We start from the raw sequence: 19,365 nt of genomic DNA, 5'->3' as shown, positions 1-19,365 counted from the left end.
TCCACGCTTGGCCCCGCATGGGGCCTGCTGCCTCAGTCCTTCCAGATCTTGAGCTGGACCCGCAGGCGCGCAACCGCCTGCGAATGCAGCTGGCACACGCGCGATTCGGACACGCCGAGCACCGCGCCGATTTCCTTCAGGTTCATATCCTGTTCGTAGTACATGCCCATCATGCTGCGTTCGCGCTCGGGCAGATGGTGGATCGCAGCGATCAGGCTGTCGCGGAAGCCTTCGTCTTCCAGCACGGCAAGCGGATCATTGCTGCCGCTGACCAGATAGCGCTCCAGGAAGCTGGCGCTGTCCTCGTCGGAGAAGTCTTCGTAATACAGCAGCTGCGAGCATCTCACGTCACCCAGCATGGATTGATACTGATCGATCGGGACGCCAAGTTCAGCCGATATTTCCTGCTCGGTCGGCGACTTGCCGTTGCGCTGTTGCAGCCGGCAGATGGCGGATTCGATCTGCCGCGATTTCTGCCGCACATGGCGCGGCAGCCAGTCGGCCTCGCGCAGTTCGTCGAGCATGGAGCCGCGGATACGCTGGGTGGCATAGGATTCGAACTGGGCACCCTGGTTGCCGTCGAAGCGGGATACCGCATCCATCAGGCCAATCAGGCCCACCTGGATGAGATCGTCGACTTCGACGCTGGCAGGCAGGCGCGCCATCATGTGATACGCAATGCGCTTGACCAGCGGCGCATATTTGGCGATTTGTTCGTCTTGCGACGTTGCTTGCTGTGTTGATTTAGCCGCCATGTTTCAAGGCCATACTTTCAGTGTTTTCTCTTTTATAACGTGCCGTCAGGCGCGTCTCCTCGTTCGCCATTCTAACGGCAAGTGCGGCGAATGCATCATCCTCGCGAGCGACGCTGTAAACGGCCCGGTTGAACGCGGGATCGAGAAATTTTTTGCACGCCACCTGCAGATGATCGCAGGCGGCGGCGTCCCCTAGCAGGCCAATGCTGAATGACATGCCCGAGTGAGCCAGCGTTTTGAGCAGGGTGTAGCCCTGCACGCTCGATGCGTTCGTGGGGTTCACTTCCAGGACGACGGCCTGGGCCGTACCCGGCAGCGGTATCCAGTCCGGCGCGTCAGGACGCGCATCGAATACAACGCAATCGTAGCCCCGCACAATAGCCTTCAATGCCGGTTCGTCTCCCCGTATCCCCGGCGCATACCAGCCATCGCCAAACGGCATGGGCAGTCTATGCAGCTGGCCTCGCTCGAGCTGTTGCCTGCAGTCGAACAGGCTGCGGGTCGGGGAATCGGAAAATACCCGCCCACGGGCATCGATCAGCAGTGAAGACACGCCGCGCCGGTGTAGCGCCTGCGCCAGCCGGACGACGGATCCGGCGGCGTCGAAAAAACAGTGGATGCAAGGCGGCGACTGCTGGGCGCGCCGCCGCCTGAGCCCGGCGGCCTGGTCAGGCGCCATCCATGCCCTTCAGGGTGCGGCGCTCGGCGCGTTCGGCCTCGACGCCGGCAAACAGCGGCCAGTCTTCTGCCTCCAGCGCATACGGGGTGGCGAGCTGCCCCCCCTTCAACGCGCGGTCGATGAGGTAGGCGGCGCTGGGCACGTGAAGGTCCTCCGGCACGCGCTGGCCGCCGCTGATATACGCCAGGGGCAGGCGATGACGGATCAGGCTGTCGAGCGCCGCGCCCGGCTGCGGGGTTTCGTCGAGTTTGGTGAGAATGCAGGCGGCCGCGCCCTGGCCAAAATACGTCATCGCCTGTTCGATCGCCGCCCCCTGCTGGCTGGCGGAAATGGCCAGCAAACGGCGCACACCCAGGGCATCGAGCGTCCGCCCCTCGCGGCTGCGCGGATCGGCCGGCGCAAACCCTGCGGTGTCGATCAGCACCAGTTTCTTGGTGGCGAGCCCAGGCAACAGCTGCGCCAGCCTGGCCTGGTCTTCAGCCACATGCAGCGCTACGCCCAGCAGATCGGCATATACCGTCAATTGCGCCGCTGCGCCGATGCGGTAGGCATCGGCGGCCACCAGCGCCACCTGCGCGGCGCCATGCGCGTCCACACCGCGTGCGGCGAGCTTGGCCAACGTGGTGGTCTTGCCCGAGCCGGTCGAGCCGACCAGTGCGTAGCGGCCGCCCCGCACCAGCAGGTCGGCTTCAGGTGGCAGCACCGGCAGGTTGCGGATCAGCACCTGGCGCAGCCAGCGCCGGGCGGCGTCGGTGTCGAGCCCGCGCGGCAGGCGCGCCGCCAGGGTACGGGCAAGCGCGCTGCCGAAGCCGGCGGCGAACAGCGTCTGCATCAGCGCCACCCGCGCCGGGTCGCGCCGCCGCGCCGCGCCCCAGGCAAAGCCCGCCAGCTGGTTTTGCAGCATGCCGCGCAGGCGCGACAGCTCGTTCAGGATGCGCGAGCTGCCGGCCGTATCGGGCCTCTCGCCGACGGCCGGCACCGCCAGTTCGCCGTAGGCGCTGGCCAGCAGTTCGACGCCCTGTGGGTGCGGCCGCGTGGAAAGCACCACGGCTTCGTCGCCCAGCTCGCGGCGAACGCGCGCCAGGCCTTCGCGCGCGTTCGCCGCGACAAATACCTGCACGCTCATGAGCCCTCCTCTATGCGCAGTTCCGTGCTCATCTGCACTATTTTATCGGCTGGCACCTCGGCGTAGGCAATCACCGCAAGCCGCGGCAGGTTGCGTCGCAGCAGCCGCGCCAGCATGGCGCGCAGGCCGGGCGAGATCAGCAGCACCGGTGGGTAGCCTGCGCCTTCCTGCTCGGCCAGCGCGCGCTCGGCGGCGTCGTTCAGGGCATCCAGCGTGGCGGGCGATAGCAGGGCCTCGCCCTCGTCACCCATCTCGTTCAGTAAACGGGTTTCGCTGGCGGCCGCCAGCCCGATCACCTGCAGCGTGTTGCTGCCTTCGAACAGGCGGTCGACGATACTGCGCCCCAGCGCCGCGCGCACGGTTTCCACCAGATCGTCGATCGCCTGGCTTTTCGGCGCGCGCGCGGCCAGGGTTTCGAACAGGGTGCGGGTGTCGCGGATCGAGACGTTTTCCGCGATCAGCTGCTGCAGCACCGCCTGCACGCTGGTCAGCGGTAGATGGCGCGGCGTCACGTCCTCGACCAGCCCGGGATGGCTGCGCGCCAGCGTGCCGAGCAGTTGCTGCACTTCGCTGCGCCCCAGCAGTTCCGGCGCGTGCTGGCGGAACACGGCCTCGACCTGGCGCGCAATCAGTTCGGCGGGCTCCAGCACCACGAAACCTCGCAATTCGGCTTCCTCGACCCGCCCGGCATCGATCCAGACACCGGCCAGCCCGGTCAGCGGGTCCACCCCCGGCGTGCCGTCGAGCTGCCCCAGCACGTCGCCCATGTCGACCGCCAGCACCTGGCCGGTCGGCAGCTCGCCGTGTGCGACGTCGACGCCCTTGAGGGTGATGCGATAACTGCTGGGCTTGAGGTCGAGGTTGTCGCGCACGCGAATGAGCGGCACCACCAGCCCCATGTCGGTGGCAAAGCGGCGGCGCGCCTCGGTGATCTTCGTCAGCGCCGCTCCGCCCTGGTTGCGGTCGACCAGCGGGATCAGCCGGTAACCGACTTCGAGCGCCAGCACGTCGACCGGCGGAATATCGTCCCAGGTGACATCGGCCGGCGCGATGTCCTCTTCGATCAGCGCCAGCGGCTCGATACCAAGGGCCGTGTGCTGACGCAGCATCAACCACAATCCCAGCCCGCCCAGCACCGCTGCGATGACGAGAAACGCCAGGTGCGGCGTCCCCGGGATCAGCCCCAGCGCGCCCAGCACCGCGGCGGCGACATACAGCGTCTGCGGCCGGCCGAAAATCTGGGTGGAAAACTCGCGCGACAGGTCCTGCTCGCTCGACGCGCGGCTGACCACGATGCCCGCCGCGGTTGAAACGATCAGCGCCGGAATCTGCGTCACCAGGCCGTCGCCCACCGTCAGCAGCGCGTAGTACCCGAGCGCCTCGGTCAACCCCAGGTTGTGCTGGAACAGCCCGACCAGAACGCCGCCGATCAGGTTGACCAGCAGGATGACGATGCCGGCAATGGCATCGCCGCGCACGAACTTGGAAGCGCCGTCCATCGCGCCGTAGAAGTCGGCTTCGCGGCCAATCTCGTGGCGCCGTGTGCGCGCTTCGTTTTCGTTGATGAAGCCCGCGTTGAGGTCGGCATCCACCGCCAGCTGTTTGCCCGGCATCGAGTCCAGGGTGAAACGCGCCGCCACCTCGGCGATGCGCCCGGCGCCCTTGGTAATGACGACAAAGTTGATGATGACCAGAATCAGGAACACCACGAAGCCGACGACGTAGTTGCCGCCGACCAGGAAATTGCCGAAGGACTCGATCACCTTGCCCGCCGCGTCCGGTCCGGTGTGGCCCTGCATCAGGATGATGCGGGTGGACGCGACGTTGAGCGACAGGCGCAACAGCGTCGTCAGCAGCAGCACCGTGGGGAACACCGAGAAATCCAGCGGGCGCCGCGCGTTCAGGCTCACCAGCATCACGATCATCGCCAGCGCGATGTTGAGCGTGAATAGCACGTCGAGCATAAATGTGGGCAAGGGCAATATCATCATCGCCAGGATCAGCAGCACCAGCAGCGGCACCGCCAGCCGGTTCACCGGCATGCCCATCACCATCACGCCCTGCGCGCTCATCCGATCACCTCGTCAACATGCCGGCCCTGCCCCGCCTGCTGCTGGCGACCGTGCATCCGTGCACGCATTTCCGGGTTGCCCTCGGCTTCGCGCGCCTCGGCCAGCACCTCCTGCCAGGTCATCGCATGGCGGCGCAGATAGCGCCACCAGCGCCAGCCCGCGTCCAGCGCCGCCGCCAGCGTCAGCGCCGCGGCCAGCGCCAGCACGCCACGCCCGATCCAGCCGGCCGTCTCGCCCAGCGCCACGCTCGTCACGCTGCCGGTCAGGTCTTGCAGCCCCGGCCAGCCGCTGGTCAGCGCCCACCCCACTGCAGCGGCGGCGAGCGCCAGCTTCAATAGCGCCAGCGTCCCATCGAACAGGGAATCGGCTGAAAACAGCCGCGTAAAGGGCTTGAAAGGATGGGCACGTGTCAGGTCGGCCTGGATCACCTGGGGCGCATACACCCAGCCCGAAAGTAGCATCGGCGCCACCAGCGCAGCGACAAAAATGGCAACCAGCACAGGCAGCACCGCCCACAGCGCGGACTGTGCCGCTTCAAGGAAAACCGGGGAAAGCGGCTGTGCCGCATGAGTGAACGCCGTCACGGTCAGAACCTGCAAGGCATCCAGCAGGCGCGGCGCCTGCCAGGCCAGCACGCCCAGCGCCGTCAGCAACATCACCCATGCGGTGAGTTCGGCGGAACGCGGCACATCGCCCGCGCTGCGCACCTGTTGCAGGCGCCGCGGACTTGCCGGTTCGGTACGGGAAAGATCAGTCTCCTCGGCCATGCGTGTCTCGAATTTTGGAGCAGTCTAGCAGCCTGTCGGACTTGAAGGAAATCGGCTGCAAATCCGCCTGACCGATCCATATTTCGCCGCTTTCCTGGGCAATAACTATTGCGAGATCCGGCCTGAAGTGAACGGCAGAGTATTTGAACTACAATGAAAATCGCTATTTCATTCAGGAGTCTAATATGACAGACCAAGTCCAAATCACGATCGATCAGGAAGTTTTCGACCGGTTGCAAATGCTTATAGTGCCACCCATTAGCGACGTCAACGCGGTCATTGAGGCTTTGTTGTCTCACAGTGGATCCGACAGTCCGGCCCTCGTTGCGCTAAAGGCGGACGAGCAGCACTTCACCTATGAGCAGGAACTCGAACGCTCCAGTCAGGGTTTCTATGATGGCGGGGGCGCGACTTAATCCCGACTTGCACGCTGCGCGGTTACTCGTGTCTCGGCTCCCAGCATGCAGACAGGCGTTGAGCCGCCCGGATACCGGATATAGGTCAGCCCGATTTCCCTGAATCCGGCGCACGGCGCGCCCGCTGAATTAGCTGACTTCGTCGATCCACGCCATCTGGATCGCTTCAAGGATTTTCTCGCCGGAATGTTCGGCGTCATCCTCGAATTCTGGCAGTTCCATCACCCAGCGATGCAGGTCGGTGAAGCGGATAGTGCGCGGATCGATTTCGGGGTGCGCTTCGGCGAGTTCGATCGCAATATCGAGGGTATCCGTCCACTTCATTTCAATGACCTTCCTTGACCATGTTGATGGTGTACTTGGGGATTTCGATCACCAGGTCGCTGTCGACCACGCGCGCCTGGCACGATAGCCGCGACTGCGGTTCCAGCCCCCAAGCCTTGTCGAGCAGATCATCCTCTTCTTCAGTGGACGCTTCCAGCGAATTGAAGCCTTCGCGCACGATGACGTGGCAGGTGGTGCAGGCGCAGGACTTTTCGCAGGCGTGCTCGATCTCGACGCCATTGGCGAGCAGGGTATCGCAAATGGTCTCGCCGGGTTTGGCGTCGATGACGGCGCCTTCGGGACAGAGTTCGACGTGAGGCAATACGATGAGTTGTGGCATGTCTTTTTAAATAAGGCTGAATTGGATACGGTCAGGCCACTTTGGGCTGTCGGCCGGGGAGCGTTTACACACACCGTCCCGGAAAATCTGCCGGACATCGACCCCGGCTTCGGCCACGCAGACCGGAAGGGCTTCGAGCCGCGCCCGCAGGAATTCGATGAAATCGGCATTCAATAGGGTGCGGGGCATCAGCCAAAGGTTTCCAGTTTCTGCCCGGCCATTGCGCGGCGCACGTTCTGGTCCATGCGGCGCTGGGCGAAGTCGGTGGTGGCTGCATTGAGGGCCTCGATACCGCGCTTGATGGCCAGATGATCGGTGCTGCCCATCAGCTTTTCAAGAGCGGCGATGCTGGCTTCGATCGCCGCGGTTTCGGCTTCATCGAGCAGCACGGGGTCTGCCGCCAGCGCCGCGCGGGTGGCTGCAAGCAGGCCCTGCGCGTCGACGATCTGCTCGTTCAGTGCACGCGCAAACATGTCGCCTTTGGCGTGGGTGAAGGCATCCTTCAACATGCGGGTGATATCCTCGTCGTCGAGGCCGTACGATGGCTTGACCTGCACGCTGGCTTCCACGCCGCTGCTCTGCTCGCGCGCCGACACCGACAGGAGGCCATCGGCGTCGACCTGGAAGGTGACACGGATGCGCGCCGCGCCGGCCACCATCGGCGGGATGCCGCGCAACTCGAAGCGCGCCAGCGAGCGGCAGTCCGACGCCAGTTCGCGCTCGCCCTGCAGCACATGCACGCTCATCGCGGTCTGGCCGTCCTTGAAGGTGGTGAATTCCTGTGCGCGCGCGGTGGGAATGGTGGTGTTGCGCGGGATGACCTTCTCGGTCAGCCCGCCCATGGTTTCCAGGCCCAGCGACAGCGGAATGACGTCGAGCAAGAGCCAGTCGTCGCCGGCGCGGTTGCCCGCCAGCACGTCGGCCTGCATCGCCGCGCCGAGCACGACCACCTTGTCGGGGTCGAGATTGGTCAGTGGCGTCTGTCGGAAGAAGTCGGCCACAGCCTGACGAATGCACGGCATGCGGGTGGAGCCGCCAACCATCACCACGCCCTTGACCTCGTCCACGGCAAGCCCGGAATCGCGCAGCGCCTTGCGTGTGGGCGCCAGCGTCTTGTTGACGAGGCCGGCGGTCATGGCATTGAATCCGGCTTGCGTCAGCGTCGCGTCCATCATTTCGCCGGTCGACAGCACCGCGGTGACGCGCACTTCGGTGTGTTCGGTCAGCGCTTCCTTGGCGTCGCGCGCCTTGGTCAGCAACAGCCGCATGTCGCCCGCCGATAGCGGCGCAAAACGGCCCTGCTCGACCATCCAGCAGAAGATGCGCTGGTCGAAATCGTCGCCGCCGAGCGCCGAGTCGCCGTGTGTGGCGAGCACTTCGAAAACACCTTTGGACAGCTTGAGAATGGAAATATCGAAGGTGCCACCGCCGAGGTCATAGACCGCGTAGACGCCTTCCGACGCATTGTCGAGGCCATAGGCGATCGCTGCCGCAGTCGGCTCATTCAGCAGGCGCAGCACGTTCAGGCCTGCGAGTTGCGCGGCGTCCTTGGTGGCCTGACGCTGGGCGTCGTCGAAATACGCCGGCACCGTGATCACCGCACCGACGAGTTCGCCGCCCATCGCGGCCTCGGCGCGCCGGCGCAGCACCCGGATGATTTCGGCCGAGACCTCGACCGGGCTTTTCACGCCGGCGGCAGTTTTCAGCTGCACCATGCCGGACGCATCGACGAAGCGGTACGGCAGACTGGCGATATCCTTGATGTCGGCAATTCCGCGCCCCATGAAGCGCTTGACCGATGCGATGGTGTTGTGGGGATCGTTGTTTTGCGCCGATTTCGCAGCGTAGCCCACATCGACGTTGCCGTTGGCGTGGTAACGCACCACCGAAGGCAGCAGAGAATGCGCGGATTCGTCGTCCAGCACCACGGCAAGGCCGGAGCGCACCGTGGCCACCAGCGAATTGGTCGTACCAAGATCGATCCCGACCGCCAGCCGGTGCTGGTGCGGGGCGGCGGACATGCCGGGTTCGGCGATTTGCAGCAGAGCCATCTTAACTTTCCAGTTCTTCGTAGACGTCGCCGATTTCGGCGATGAGTTTGTCCATGAATCGCAGCTGGCGCACGGCTTCGCTTGCCGCTTCATAATCGTGCACCGTGTCGATCAGCTCGGCCAGTTGCGCCTCGATGCGGCGATGCGCAGCACGCAGGTCGTCCGCCAACGAATCCAGCACCGCCATATGCTTGCCCGCACGCGCGTCCTCGATCGCCTCGCGCCACTCCATCTGCTGCATCAGGAAGACCGGTGCCATCCGGGTGTTGCTGGCATCGAATGCGTCGATGCCCTGCAACTTCAGCAGATACACACCACGATTCACCGCATGCCTGAGCGTCCGATACGCCTCGTTCACCTGCGTTGCCCACTGCATCGCCACCCGCTGCTCGGCCTCCGGCTGCGCGGCGAAACGGTCCGGATGCACCGTGTTCTGCAGATCGCGGTAGGCCGCGTCAAGCTTGTCCCGATCCAGCGCATACGATTGCGGCAGATCGAAGAGTTCGAAGTGGGTTTGGGAGAAGTCCATTAAGGGTAAGGCGTGAGGCGTGAGGCGTAAGGCGTAAGGCGAGCGTTGTTGAACGCCTCACACCTATCGCCTCACCTCTCACCGCAATCAAACGTTGAACGACTCGCCGCAGCCGCACTCGTTCTTCACGTTCGGGTTAATGAACTTGAAGCCTTCGTTCAGGCCTTCGCGGGTATAGTCGAGCTCGGTGCCGTCGAGGTAGGTCAGGCTTTTCGGGTCGACAAATACGGTCACACCGTGGCTGGTGAACACCTCGTCGCCTTCGGGCACCTCATCGGCGAACTCCAGCTTGTAGGCCATGCCGGAGCAGCCGGTGGTGCGCACGCCGAGACGGACGCCGACACCCTTGCCGCGTTTGGACAGGTAATTGGTAACGTGTTGCGCCGCGCGCTCGGACAAGGTCACAGCCATGACTTACTCCATACCCTTTTTCTGTTTGTAATCGGCGACCGCGGCCTTGATTGCATCTTCGGCCAGGATCGAGCAATGGATCTTCACCGGCGGCAGCGCGAGCTCTTCTGCAATCGCGGTGTTCTTGATTTCCATCGCCTGGTCGAGGGTCTTGCCCTTGACCCATTCGGTCACCAGCGAGCTTGATGCAATCGCCGAGCCGCAGCCGTAGGTCTTGAACTTGGCGTCTTCGATCAGGCCATCCTTGCCGACCCTGATCTGTAGCTTCATCACGTCGCCGCAGGCGGGCGCGCCGACCATACCGGTGCCGACAGCGTCGTCTTCCTTGGTGAAGGAACCGACGTTGCGGGGGTTTTCGTAATGGTCGAGTACTTTATCGCTGTATGCCATTTTGGTGCTCCTTTCAATCGCGGAAGGTCAGGATCCAGGATCCAGCCCCTAAAAAATCAGTGTGCAGCCCACTGCACGGAATCCAGATCGACGCCTTCCTTGAACATTTCCCACAGCGGGGAAAGTTCGCGCAGTTTGCCGATCTTTTCGTGCAGCAATTTAATTGCGTAATCGACTTCTTCTTCGGTGGTGAAGCGGCCGATGGAGAAGCGGATCGAGCTGTGCGCCAGTTCGTCGCTGCGGCCCAGTGCGCGCAGCACGTAGGACGGTTCCAGGCTGGCCGAGGTGCAGGCCGAACCGCTCGACACCGCCAGATCCTTGATCGCCATAATCAGCGATTCGCCCTCGACGAAGTTGAAGCTGACGTTGAGGTTGTGCGGCACGCGCTGCTCCAGGTCACCGTTCAGGTGCACTTCCTCGATGTCCTTGAGGCCGCTATAGAGGCGATCGCGCAGCATGCGGACACGCTCGTTCTCGGTCGCCATTTCTTCCTTCGCGATGCGGAAGGCTTCGCCCATGCCGACGATCTGGTGGGTCGCCAGCGTGCCCGAACGCATGCCGCGCTCGTGGCCGCCGCCGTGCATCTGCGCTTCCAGGCGAATGCGCGGCTTGCGTCGCACGTAGAGCGCGCCGATGCCCTTGGGGCCGTAGGTCTTGTGTGCCGAGAACGACATCAGATCGACCGGCAGCGTCTTCAGGTCGATCGGCATCTTGCCGGTCGCCTGCGCGGCGTCGACGTGGAAAATCACGCCCTTCTCGCGACAGATCCTGCCAATGGCGTCGAGGTCCTGAATCACGCCGATTTCGTTGTTGACCGCCATCACCGAGACCAGCACGGTGTCGGGACGGATGGCCGCGCGCAGTACGTCCATATCGAGCAGGCCATTTTCCTTGACGTTCAGGTAAGTCGCCTCGAAGCCCTGGCGCTCCATCTCGCGCACGGTATCGAGCACGGCCTTGTGTTCGGTGCGCACGGTAATGATGTGCTTGCCCTTGGTGGCCGAGTAGAAATGCCCCGCGCCCTTGATGGCGAGGTTGTTCGATTCGGTGGCGCCGGAGGTGAATACGATTTCCTTCGGGTCGGCGCCGACCAGCGCGGCCACTTGAGCACGCGCCTCTTCCACCGCCTTTTCCGCTTCCCAGCCAAACGGGTGGGAGCGCGAAGCGGGATTGCCGAAATGCTCGGTCAGATACGGAATCATCAAGGCCGCCACGCGGGGATCGACCGGGGTGGTGGCGGAATAATCGAAATACAGTGTTTTCATCGTGTTGCCCTTAACCTCAATAGCTGAATCTGGGATTGCCTGGTCCGGGATCAGGCCGCCAGCGGCGTCACCTTCAAGGCGCGGCGATCCTGCAGCACCTTTTCCTTGCATCCTTCCTGCTTGGCCACCAGGGTCGCCAGTGTCACATTATCGAGATAATCAAATATGTGCGCATTCAGGCCAACCCACAGGTCGTGGGTCATGCAGCGGTGCTCGTCCAGGCAGTTTTCCTTGCCGCCACACTGGGTCGAATCGATGGGTTCGTCCACTGCGCGTATGATGTCAGCCACGCTGACGTCGCCAAGCGGCCGGGCGAGATAATAGCCGCCGCCGGGGCCGCGTACGCTTTCGACCAGTTCGTGGCGGCGCAAACGGCTGAAAAGCTGCTCCAGATACGACAGGGATATATCCTGGCGCTCGCTGATGCCAGCCAGCGTCACCGGATTCTTGCCGCCACGCAACGCCAGATCGAGCATGGCAGTGACGGCGAAGCGGCCTTTGGTGGTCAATCTCATGACGTGTTCTCCTGAATTTCGCCCGAACTATAAAATTCCCGAGCAATTTAGTCAACTATTCCTTACCTTAGCAATTTAGTCAACTATTTTGTTCAAATAGTTCGGATCGAAATCATCGGGTTGATCCTGTCCCACAGGCATTTCCACGCCGAGTTTCTGCAACTGCGCCAGAATCAGCTCCAACCGGTGGTCGATGTGGGCCGAATGATCGACCAGGCCGTGGATCGCTTTCACCACCGGGTCGTTCATGTCGGCCGAAATGGCATAGGCCGAAAACCCGAGCTTTTCCGCCTGCTGGTTGCGCTGTATTTCGGTCACGCTATCGAGGATGCGCGCCGGGATACCCACTGCCGTCGCATTGTCCGGAACATCCCTCACTACGACGGCGTTGGAGCCGACGCGGGCATTGGCGCCGATGGTGATCGGGCCGAGAATCTTGGCGCCCGCCCCCACCACCACGCCTGGCATCAGGGTGGGATGGCGCTTGCCCTTGTTCCAGGAGGTGCCGCCGAGCGTCACGCCGTGATAGAGGGTGCAGTCGTCGCCGATCTCGGCGGTTTCGCCCACCACCACGCCCATGCCATGGTCGATGAAAACGCGGCGGCCAATGGTGGCGCCGGGGTGAATTTCGATACCGGTGAGCCAGCGCCCGATGTGCGAGGTAAAGCGCGCCAGCCACCTCCATTCCATGCGCCACAGCTTGTTCGCCAGACGGTGGATGACCATCGCATGAAAGCCGGGATACGTAGTGATGACCTCAAACGTCGTGCGCGCCGCCGGGTCACGGTCGAACACGACGGCGATGTCTTCCTTGAGTTGGCTGTACAGGTTCATGCGTTGAGGATGCTATTTCCGAGTTATTTAGTCAACTATTCGTCATCGTGGTTCCGTGCCTTGACCGCAGCCCGCTGCGCACCCTGCGCCGCGGTCAGAATTCCGCGCAGGATATTCACTTCCTCCTTCGCCAGCCGGGTGCGCGCAAACAGCCGCCGCAGTTTCAGCATCAGCTTGCTGGGTGAGCCGGGATTGAGAAATTCCAGCTCGGCCAGCGTGGCTTCCAGGTGGCCGTAGAACCGCTCCAGTTCGTCTCCGGTCGCCGCGTCCATTTCGGGCTGCGGCCAGCTCGCTGTGCCCAGCCAGGCCTGGCGGATCTCGTAGCCCAGCACCTGCACTGCCGCCGCCAGATTGAGCGAGGTGTAGTCCGGGTTGGCGGCAATCGTCACCAACCCCTGACACAGGCCCAGCTCCTCGTTCGACATCCCGCTGGTTTCGTTGCCGAACACCAGCGCCACCGGGCCGGCCTGCGCTTCGGTCAACAGACGAATGGCCGCTTCGGGCGGCGTCAGCACATCGGCCACGATATCGCGCCGGCGCGCCGACACGCCCAGTGCCAGCGTGGTGCCGGCCAGCGCCTCGGCCAGCGTGGCGCAGACCTGTGCCTGCGCCAGCAGGTCGCCCGCGCTCGCGGCCATCGCATCGGCCTGACTGTTGGGGAATACAGCCGGGTTCACCAGATAAAGCTGCGACAGCCCCATCGTCTTCATCGCCCGCGCCGCCGCGCCGATATTGCCGGGGTGGCTGGTGCGCGCCAGCACAATACGAATATTGGCGAGAAGTTTCGGGTCTGACTGTGCCATCAAGTAAAATGCTGAGCTCGTTCTTTGAATCTATTGCCAGACATCATGCATCCCATGCTCAACACAGCGGTGAAAGCCGCTCGCGAAGCGGGGCGGATTATCAATCGCGCCTCGCTCGACCTCGACCAACTCACCGTAAGGAGCAAACAGGACCGCGATTACGTCAGCGAAGTCGACCAAAACGCCGAACGCACCATCATCGAAATCCTGCTCGGCGCCTACCCAAACCATGGGATTTTAGCAGAGGAGTCTGGCGCGGCCGAAGCCAAAAATGGTGAAGACTACCAGTGGATCATCGATCCGCTCGACGGCACCACCAATTTCCTGCACGGCCTGCAGCAGTATTCGATCTCGATCGCGCTAAAGCACAAGGGCCAGATTACCCAGGCCGTCGTCTACGACCCCGCGCGCAACGAGCTCTTCACCGCCAGCCGCGGCCGCGGCGCCATGCTCAACGACCGCCGCATCCGCGCCAGCAAGCGCGCCAAGTTGAGCGAATGCCTGATCGGCACCGGCTTCCCCTTCCGCGATTTCAGTTTCGCCGATGCCTACCTCAACATGTTCCGCGACATGATGCTCGCCACCTCCGGCCTGCGCCGCCCCGGTTCCGCCGCGCTCGACCTATGCTACGTGGCGTGCGGCCGCTATGACGGTTTCTGGGAAATGCACCTGCAACCCTGGGACCTCGCCGCCGGCAGCCTGATCGCGCAGGAATCCGGCGCGCTGGTCGGCAATTTCATGGGCGACGAAGGCTTTCTGGAATCCGGCAACATCGTCGCCGCCACCCCGAAAATCTTCGCGCAGATGCTGCAGGTCATCGCCCCCCATCTGCCGCCCGAACTGAAGGTCTGATTTTGCAGGCCACCACAAGCGAATGGTGGATGAACTGGAAGACGGGGCGACCCGAAACGACGGGTCGGCCTGCCTGATGCATGCCCAATCCAGAATCCACCCGCTGGCGATCAACCTATCACCAACGCCAAACTGAACCCGCCATCATTTACACAGGTGGGTCAATTCAATTAATGCATAAGCGAATGACTCTGGTTGCTGCCAACAAACTGATTGACAGGACTCAGCTCGTAATACACGACGACCTCATTGCCGGCACCGATGTACTGCATTTCCAGGCTCAATCGCCGTACCAGCTCAATACCGCGCCCATACAGCCTGGACGGGGACGTCTGTGACCGGGCTGCCCAATCAAATCCAGGGCCACTGTCACGCACGTTGATTTTTACCATCTTCCGGTTATCACGCCGCAGGATTTCGATATCAATGTCGACAAACCCCTCCTGCAGTTCCTCCAGTGCACTCTGGCGATGAGCGGCGTAGGTGGCGAAACCATCGCTGTTTGTTTTAAGCGAAGAACCTATCCGCAGCAGTCCGTGGTCCAGCGCATTGGAAACCAGTTCAGACAGAATAAGAAAAACCTGACCGGCATGTTCTTTCGTTGCCGCGATCCGCTCGATCACGCCGGACAATGCCGGCACCACATCCAGATATCTCAGGTCCTGCGCCTCGAAATGAAACGACATGCGCAAACCATTGCTGCCATGTTCCGAATCCGTCACAGGAGCAACCGGTTGCACCATCGTACCCGGCGCCGGAACTGCCGCCATGAGCACGGTAATGTCATCCACCAGCGTACCCACCCGATGCGCATCAAGCGCCTCTATAAGCGTCTCGAAACGATGCTCCGGCCCGGTCGATTCCAGCGTTGCGCAAGCGCGCTCAGCGCCAAACTGCTCGCCTTCGGCATTTTCAGCCTCGGTCAAGCCATCCGACCACAGGAACAGCTGGCATTCCCCTTCGTAGGAATACACCTCAAGTTCCGCAGAGAACTCTTCCGGCGGCAAAATGCCAAGCGGCACATGCCTGGATTTCCAGTGCTTGACGATTTTCCCGTTGGCATCGACCAGGCGGGGATAGGGGTTGCCGCCGTTCCAGACTTCGATCGCCCCCATCGCAGGATTGATCGAAACGAGTGTCAGGGCGGCATAACGCCCCTGCGGCATCATGGTATGCATGCGGCTGTTCATCACCTCCACAATGCGCCCGATGCCATAGCCCAGCTCGGTCATGGCGTAAAAGGTATCGAACTGAGGCAGCGAGGCCATCGCTGCAGGCAAACCATGCCCCATGCCGTCGCTTAGCAGGATATGCTGGCATTTTCCGGGCGTTCGTGCAGCGGCAATCAGATCGCCGCTGAAATGCCATGCGGGGGTCACACGGTAGCGCAAGTTGGGGTCATCGAGTCCTTCGCGGTTGACCATGTACGCCATCAACCGAGCCCCAAGGCGCCGTTCATCTTCCGCCTGGCGGTAGTAGGCGGAAAGTTCTGCCGTGCGTCGGGAGAGTTCCTGCTGTAGTTCGGCGATCCGCGCAAACACCTGAATTTTGGCCTGAAACACCGGCAAAGACAGCGGTTTGGTCAAATAGTCGTCCGCCCCCGCTTGCAGCCCTTCAAGAATTTCATCCTCGCGCGTGAGCGCGGTCACCATCAAAATCGGCAGCCAGTGCGACCCTGCAGCCTGCCGGATGCGCCGCGTCGCTTCCAGGCCGCCTATCCCAGGCATCATCACATCCATCAGGATCATGTCCGGCGTCTCGGCAAGAAATTTCTCCAGCGCCTCCTCTCCCGAGCGCGCCTCGATAAAACGATGCCCCATTCTTTTAACCACCTGGCTGGCGATCGCAATGTTGTTGGCGATGTCATCCACCACCATAACCGTCATGCCAGACTGACTCATCCTTCGATCCATTTACTTGATGGTGAACAGGCGGCGGAAATTCGACAACTCGAAAACCTGGGCCACTGATCCCTTGCAATTCAGCAGCGTGATGGATTTCGAAGCGCCTTTTGCCCGCTCCTTAAGCAGCAGCAGCATGCCCATGGCGGAACTGTCGATATATTTCACCTGGTCGAAATCCAGTTCCAGTTCGTCGACACCTGCGTCTTTCAGCAGGGAATCGGTGCTCTGGTTAAACACTACATGGCTGTTGAAATCGAAACGTCCGTTCAGCAACAAGCGGGCTGTACTGCCTTCCTTCTGGGTATCTATATTCATGGTCCAGCTCCTTTTAAAAATCAATCAATCGGGTATTCGGGTCTGTATGATTCATGCATCTCATTCGGCACCCGCCTCAAACCGTTTCCGGCACGCAGCATGTACCAGGAAGCTCGATCTCGAAGCGGCTCCCCTGTCCTGGAACGCTTTCCACAGTGATATTGCCGCCCATCAAATCCACCAGATGCCGGCACAGCGCCAATCCCACGCCAATACCTGGAATACCGGAGTTTTCTGCGCCCAGACGGCTGAAATACTGGAACAATTCATCGCGCTTCTCCGGAGGAATGCCGATACCGGTATCGCTGACGGCCATGTGCATAACACCGTCGTCCGACACGTGGCAGGACACCGTCACGCGGCCGCCTTCCCGGTTGTACTTCACCGCGTTACTCAGTAAATTGAGCATCACCTGTTTGAAGCGCTTCACATCGACACGCGCCATTTGCTGGGCACATTCGCCGCTCAGATTGACGACCTCCAGGCCTTTTTCGGTGGCCTGCGCGGCGATCATCTCCAGGCATTCGCGCACCAGGTCAAACACATTGACATCCTCCGGCTTCAGTTCCAGCCGGCCAGCTTCGATACGGGACAGGTCCAGCACATCGTCGATCAGTTCGCGCAACTCCCAGCCAGAACGCAGAATGTGTTCGATGCGTTCATGCTGTTCCTCATTCAGCGGGGCGTACGGGTCGGACTCCAGCAACTGGGCGAACCCGACGATGGAATTGAGCGGTGTCCGCAGTTCATGGCCGACATGGGAAAGGAATTTCGATTTAGCCTGACTGGCCTGCTCTGCGGCCTCCTTGGCGCGCATCAGCACCGCCTCCATGATCACCTGATCGGTCACATCGCTGATCGCCGCCACAAAATGCGTTATCGCACGCCCCTCGCTGCGCACCGGCGAGACAAACACATCGCACCACACGTTGCGGCCATGACGCGACAAGCCCTCCACCACGGCATGCATCTCTTCACCCGAAATCACCGCGTCGCGCAGGAACTGCCATGCGCCAAGGCTTCCCGCAGCTTCCGCCAATGCCGGCCAGCGCTGGCCGGGCAGGTCCGCTTCCGGCAATTCGACTATGTCCGAATACGCCGCATTGGCATACTCGATTCCGAGGTCGCCGCGCCGGAAAATCACGATACCGCTTCCGCTCGCGGCAATCGCCCGGTCATGCAGGCGCAACGTATCCTCCGCTGCCTTGCGGCCCGTTACGTCGCGAACGGAAACCTGAATGCTCACAATGTTCCCGGCTTCGTCCCGGGTTGGCGCAGCGGTGGCATCCACCCAGATGTATCCGCCATTCCGGTGCCGCACCCGGACATATCCACACTCCCCCGGCTCGCCGAGCAGTGCTGGCTGATGCAGCATGCCTCGCACCCGTTCGACATCGTCCGGATGCACCAGCTCGTAGCCGTCATGCCCGGTCAGATCGGCCGGTGCATAGCCCAGCACGCGCTCGCAGGATGGGCTGACATAGGAATACCGGCCATCAGGATCGTGCAGCGAAATCACGTCCAGCGCATTCTTGGCCAGCAGCCGAAAACGCTCCTCGCTTTTCTGAAGCGCCTCATCGATCGCCAGCGCACGGGTAATGTCGGTCCGAATCGAAAAGTAACGTTCCAGCTGTCCGTTATCGTCAACGAAAGGCACGATGGTCGAGGCCACCCAGTAATAGCTCCCGTCCTTGCGCCGGTTGCGGATGTTGCCGTGCCAGATTTCCCCCTGGGAAATCGTTCCCCACAGCGTGGAGAAAAACTCGGGAGGATGAAAGCCGGAGTTGATCAGTTGGTGCGTTTTTCCGATGACCTCTTCCCGCGCGTACTGGCTGATTTCACAGAACTTGTCGTTTGCATAAACGATATTGCCTGCCGTATCCGCAGCGCTCACGATGGCGTGCGCATTGAACGCATGCAGGTGCAGCCTCAGCTCATGTTCGTGCGCGGCCAACTTCACCGCCATCCCGTCCAGTGCGTGCGCAAGTTCACTCAATTCGGTGCCATCAGCCACCCCGCTGCGTTGCGCCAGATCCCCCGCCGCATGCGCATTCGCCTGATAGATCAGGGCGCGCACCGGCGCAATCACCAGGCGCCCGGTTCCGACCCAGGCGAACAGCAGCATTCCGCCGAACACGCCCAGGACAACCAGCACGGCCAATCCCCCGGTGCGGCGCACCTGCGCCAACGCGGTGTCGGTGGGAATGCCGACGGCAACAAACGCATTTTCACTGGCCGAACTGCTTTCCAGCTTGGCAAAGGAAAACAGACGCGAGATGCCATCCATCGCATACGCCTCTGTGACGCCAGTCGCCGGATCCGGTGCGCCGATCCGTCGAATCGCCGCGCCAATAGGTTTGCCGCGCCAGATTTCCGGCTCTGGTTCGCTGTGAAGAATGACGCCGTTATGATCATAAAAAATCACCTCGGCACCCTTGGGTAATTTGTTACCGAGGTTGTTCCGATCGAACCAGGAAAGATCCACCGACACGAACAGATAGGCCAGATGCTCGCCATGTCTGCCTTTAACAGGTTTGGCAACGATCACCACGGGCTCTTTTATCAGGACGCCCAGGTGATAGTCGCCCACCACAATTTCATCATGCCCCTGGCGGATCTGGCGGAACCACAGCCGGTCGCTGAAACTGCCCTCGTGTGTTTTTGGGGCCCCCATACAGATGGCATTCCCCTCGACATCGGTCATGCCGACATTGGCGAAAATTGCGTGCTTTGCAAGCGCATCCTTGAAAACCGAACAAGCCTCTTGCCTGCGCTCGATGATTAACGGGCTGGCCGACAAGGAAAACAGTAGCTCCCGCGCCGTGTTGATATGCTCTTCCTGCTGCAGTGAAATGCCCTGCACCAAGATTTTGGTCTCTCGGTAAGCATCGTCGACGGCATGGTGGTACAGCTGCGCGCCGATGAACCAGGCGATCGTCAGCATGGGCAGCATTGCGACCAATATCAATGCGATCAGCCGGGAACGCAGGCTTTCGAATACGCGTTTCATGCTGTCC

21 protein-coding genes are annotated in these 19,365 nt (G+C 61.9%); 2 read left to right on the top strand and 19 right to left on the bottom strand.

What is annotated here, in order from left to right; translation table 11 throughout:
* Window positions 1–32: 32 nt before the first annotated feature.
* Genes ACZ41T_RS00515 through ACZ41T_RS00495 form a run of 5 tightly spaced genes read right to left on the bottom strand, consistent with a single transcriptional unit; the run spans window position 33 to window position 5,399 of the window.
* Window positions 33–755, bottom strand: coding sequence for an RNA polymerase sigma factor FliA (locus ACZ41T_RS00515; protein ID WP_464922587.1), 723 nt, complete (start codon window positions 753–755; stop codon window positions 33–35).
* Window positions 745–1,434, bottom strand: coding sequence for a hypothetical protein (locus ACZ41T_RS00510; RefSeq protein ID WP_464922586.1), 690 nt, complete (start codon window positions 1,432–1,434; stop codon window positions 745–747). The genes ACZ41T_RS00515 and ACZ41T_RS00510 overlap by 11 nt, the downstream gene beginning before the upstream one ends.
* Entirely contained in the window at window positions 1,424–2,560 is a 1,137-nt protein-coding gene (flhF, locus tag ACZ41T_RS00505) for a flagellar biosynthesis protein FlhF (protein WP_464922585.1), read from the bottom strand. The genes ACZ41T_RS00510 and flhF overlap by 11 nt, the downstream gene beginning before the upstream one ends.
* Window positions 2,557–4,632 carry a flagellar biosynthesis protein FlhA gene (flhA, locus tag ACZ41T_RS00500; RefSeq protein ID WP_464922584.1) on the bottom strand — a complete coding sequence of 692 codons (2,076 nt, stop codon included), beginning with the start codon at window positions 4,630–4,632 and terminating at the stop codon, window positions 2,557–2,559. The genes flhF and flhA overlap by 4 nt, the downstream gene beginning before the upstream one ends.
* Window positions 4,629–5,399 carry an EscU/YscU/HrcU family type III secretion system export apparatus switch protein gene (locus ACZ41T_RS00495; protein WP_464922583.1) on the bottom strand — a complete coding sequence of 257 codons (771 nt, stop codon included), beginning with the start codon at window positions 5,397–5,399 and terminating at the stop codon, window positions 4,629–4,631. The genes flhA and ACZ41T_RS00495 overlap by 4 nt, the downstream gene beginning before the upstream one ends.
* A 185-nt stretch (window positions 5,400–5,584) precedes the next feature.
* On the opposite strand from ACZ41T_RS00495, the gene ACZ41T_RS00490 reads away from it, so the two are divergent.
* Window positions 5,585–5,815, top strand: coding sequence for a hypothetical protein (locus tag ACZ41T_RS00490; RefSeq protein ID WP_464922582.1), 231 nt, complete (start codon window positions 5,585–5,587; stop codon window positions 5,813–5,815).
* Window positions 5,816–5,944: 129 nt separating this feature from the next.
* On the opposite strand, the gene iscX is transcribed toward ACZ41T_RS00490, so the two are convergent.
* The 11 genes from iscX to ACZ41T_RS00435 all read right to left on the bottom strand — a co-directional run bounded on the left by iscX (window position 5,945) and on the right by ACZ41T_RS00435 (window position 13,277).
* Window positions 5,945–6,139: a Fe-S cluster assembly protein IscX gene (gene iscX / locus ACZ41T_RS00485; protein WP_464922581.1), complete on the bottom strand. Its 195-nt coding sequence runs from the start codon at window positions 6,137–6,139 to the stop codon at window positions 5,945–5,947.
* 1 nt (window position 6,140) lies between these two features.
* Window positions 6,141–6,479, bottom strand: coding sequence for an ISC system 2Fe-2S type ferredoxin (fdx, locus tag ACZ41T_RS00480; protein WP_464922580.1), 339 nt, complete (start codon window positions 6,477–6,479; stop codon window positions 6,141–6,143).
* A gap of 6 nt (window positions 6,480–6,485) precedes the next feature.
* Window positions 6,486–6,668 carry a hypothetical protein gene (locus tag ACZ41T_RS00475; RefSeq protein ID WP_464922579.1) on the bottom strand — a complete coding sequence of 61 codons (183 nt, stop codon included), beginning with the start codon at window positions 6,666–6,668 and terminating at the stop codon, window positions 6,486–6,488.
* A complete protein-coding gene (gene hscA / locus ACZ41T_RS00470) occupies window positions 6,668–8,530 on the bottom strand; it encodes a Fe-S protein assembly chaperone HscA (RefSeq protein ID WP_464922578.1) in 1,863 nt (620 codons plus the stop codon). Before hscA ends, ACZ41T_RS00475 begins: the two co-directional genes overlap by 1 nt.
* Window position 8,531: 1 nt before the next feature.
* Window positions 8,532–9,059 (bottom strand): Fe-S protein assembly co-chaperone HscB, encoded by a 528-nt coding sequence (hscB, locus tag ACZ41T_RS00465; RefSeq protein ID WP_464922577.1) that lies wholly within the window; start codon window positions 9,057–9,059, stop codon window positions 8,532–8,534.
* Window positions 9,060–9,146: 87 nt separating this feature from the next.
* The gene (gene iscA, locus ACZ41T_RS00460; protein WP_464922576.1) at window positions 9,147–9,470 is read right to left on the bottom strand and encodes an iron-sulfur cluster assembly protein IscA; all 324 of its coding nucleotides are present in this window, start codon (window positions 9,468–9,470) and stop codon (window positions 9,147–9,149) included.
* Window positions 9,471–9,473: 3 nt separating this feature from the next.
* Window positions 9,474–9,860: a Fe-S cluster assembly scaffold IscU gene (gene iscU / locus ACZ41T_RS00455; protein WP_464922575.1), complete on the bottom strand. Its 387-nt coding sequence runs from the start codon at window positions 9,858–9,860 to the stop codon at window positions 9,474–9,476.
* A gap of 56 nt (window positions 9,861–9,916) precedes the next feature.
* A complete protein-coding gene (locus tag ACZ41T_RS00450) occupies window positions 9,917–11,125 on the bottom strand; it encodes an IscS subfamily cysteine desulfurase (RefSeq protein ID WP_464922574.1) in 1,209 nt (402 codons plus the stop codon).
* A 50-nt stretch (window positions 11,126–11,175) separates the two neighbouring features.
* A complete protein-coding gene (gene iscR, locus ACZ41T_RS00445) occupies window positions 11,176–11,640 on the bottom strand; it encodes a Fe-S cluster assembly transcriptional regulator IscR (RefSeq protein WP_464922573.1) in 465 nt (154 codons plus the stop codon).
* A gap of 75 nt (window positions 11,641–11,715) precedes the next feature.
* Window positions 11,716–12,474, bottom strand: a complete 759-nt coding sequence (gene cysE, locus ACZ41T_RS00440) for a serine O-acetyltransferase (protein ID WP_464922572.1) — start codon at window positions 12,472–12,474, stop codon at window positions 11,716–11,718.
* 35 nt (window positions 12,475–12,509) lie between these two features.
* A complete protein-coding gene (locus ACZ41T_RS00435; protein WP_464922571.1) occupies window positions 12,510–13,277 on the bottom strand; it encodes an RNA methyltransferase in 768 nt (255 codons plus the stop codon).
* A 45-nt stretch (window positions 13,278–13,322) separates the two neighbouring features.
* Between ACZ41T_RS00435 and ACZ41T_RS00430 the strand changes: the two genes are divergently transcribed.
* Window positions 13,323–14,129, top strand: coding sequence for an inositol monophosphatase family protein (locus ACZ41T_RS00430; RefSeq protein WP_464922570.1), 807 nt, complete (start codon window positions 13,323–13,325; stop codon window positions 14,127–14,129).
* Between the two features lie 170 nt (window positions 14,130–14,299).
* On the opposite strand, the gene ACZ41T_RS00425 is transcribed toward ACZ41T_RS00430, so the two are convergent.
* From ACZ41T_RS00425 to ACZ41T_RS00415, 3 genes are all read right to left on the bottom strand, one after another.
* Window positions 14,300–16,030 carry an ATP-binding SpoIIE family protein phosphatase gene (locus tag ACZ41T_RS00425; protein WP_464922569.1) on the bottom strand — a complete coding sequence of 577 codons (1,731 nt, stop codon included), beginning with the start codon at window positions 16,028–16,030 and terminating at the stop codon, window positions 14,300–14,302.
* Between the two features lie 12 nt (window positions 16,031–16,042).
* Complete coding sequence (locus tag ACZ41T_RS00420) at window positions 16,043–16,348, bottom strand: STAS domain-containing protein (protein ID WP_464922568.1); 306 nt, start codon at window positions 16,346–16,348, stop codon at window positions 16,043–16,045.
* A gap of 76 nt (window positions 16,349–16,424) precedes the next feature.
* Entirely contained in the window at window positions 16,425–19,358 is a 2,934-nt protein-coding gene (locus ACZ41T_RS00415) for a PAS domain S-box protein (RefSeq protein WP_464922567.1), read from the bottom strand.
* Window positions 19,359–19,365 lie beyond the last annotated feature (7 nt).

It is taken from the genome of Thiobacillus thiophilus (assembly GCF_055378705.1).
The sequence above is the reverse complement of the archived record's forward strand: the minus strand, read 5'-3'. Positions and strand labels throughout refer to the sequence as shown.

Coding starts and splice junctions, on each gene's coding strand:
- ACZ41T_RS00515 (WP_464922587.1), bottom strand. CDS start 755: ATGGCGGCTAAATCAACACAGCAAGCAACGTCGCAAGACGAACAAATC.
- ACZ41T_RS00510 (WP_464922586.1), bottom strand. CDS start 1,434: ATGGCGCCTGACCAGGCCGCCGGGCTCAGGCGGCGGCGCGCCCAGCAG.
- flhF (WP_464922585.1), bottom strand. CDS start 2,560: ATGAGCGTGCAGGTATTTGTCGCGGCGAACGCGCGCGAAGGCCTGGCG.
- flhA (WP_464922584.1), bottom strand. CDS start 4,632: ATGAGCGCGCAGGGCGTGATGGTGATGGGCATGCCGGTGAACCGGCTG.
- ACZ41T_RS00495 (WP_464922583.1), bottom strand. CDS start 5,399: ATGGCCGAGGAGACTGATCTTTCCCGTACCGAACCGGCAAGTCCGCGG.
- ACZ41T_RS00490 (WP_464922582.1), top strand. CDS start 5,585: ATGACAGACCAAGTCCAAATCACGATCGATCAGGAAGTTTTCGACCGG.
- iscX (WP_464922581.1), bottom strand. CDS start 6,139: ATGAAGTGGACGGATACCCTCGATATTGCGATCGAACTCGCCGAAGCG.
- fdx (WP_464922580.1), bottom strand. CDS start 6,479: ATGCCACAACTCATCGTATTGCCTCACGTCGAACTCTGTCCCGAAGGC.
- ACZ41T_RS00475 (WP_464922579.1), bottom strand. CDS start 6,668: ATGCCCCGCACCCTATTGAATGCCGATTTCATCGAATTCCTGCGGGCG.
- hscA (WP_464922578.1), bottom strand. CDS start 8,530: ATGGCTCTGCTGCAAATCGCCGAACCCGGCATGTCCGCCGCCCCGCAC.
- hscB (WP_464922577.1), bottom strand. CDS start 9,059: ATGGACTTCTCCCAAACCCACTTCGAACTCTTCGATCTGCCGCAATCG.
- iscA (WP_464922576.1), bottom strand. CDS start 9,470: ATGGCTGTGACCTTGTCCGAGCGCGCGGCGCAACACGTTACCAATTAC.
- iscU (WP_464922575.1), bottom strand. CDS start 9,860: ATGGCATACAGCGATAAAGTACTCGACCATTACGAAAACCCCCGCAAC.
- ACZ41T_RS00450 (WP_464922574.1), bottom strand. CDS start 11,125: ATGAAAACACTGTATTTCGATTATTCCGCCACCACCCCGGTCGATCCC.
- iscR (WP_464922573.1), bottom strand. CDS start 11,640: ATGAGATTGACCACCAAAGGCCGCTTCGCCGTCACTGCCATGCTCGAT.
- cysE (WP_464922572.1), bottom strand. CDS start 12,474: ATGAACCTGTACAGCCAACTCAAGGAAGACATCGCCGTCGTGTTCGAC.
- ACZ41T_RS00435 (WP_464922571.1), bottom strand. CDS start 13,277: ATGGCACAGTCAGACCCGAAACTTCTCGCCAATATTCGTATTGTGCTG.
- ACZ41T_RS00430 (WP_464922570.1), top strand. CDS start 13,323: ATGCATCCCATGCTCAACACAGCGGTGAAAGCCGCTCGCGAAGCGGGG.
- ACZ41T_RS00425 (WP_464922569.1), bottom strand. CDS start 16,030: ATGAGTCAGTCTGGCATGACGGTTATGGTGGTGGATGACATCGCCAAC.
- ACZ41T_RS00420 (WP_464922568.1), bottom strand. CDS start 16,348: ATGAATATAGATACCCAGAAGGAAGGCAGTACAGCCCGCTTGTTGCTG.
- ACZ41T_RS00415 (WP_464922567.1), bottom strand. CDS start 19,358: ATGAAACGCGTATTCGAAAGCCTGCGTTCCCGGCTGATCGCATTGATA.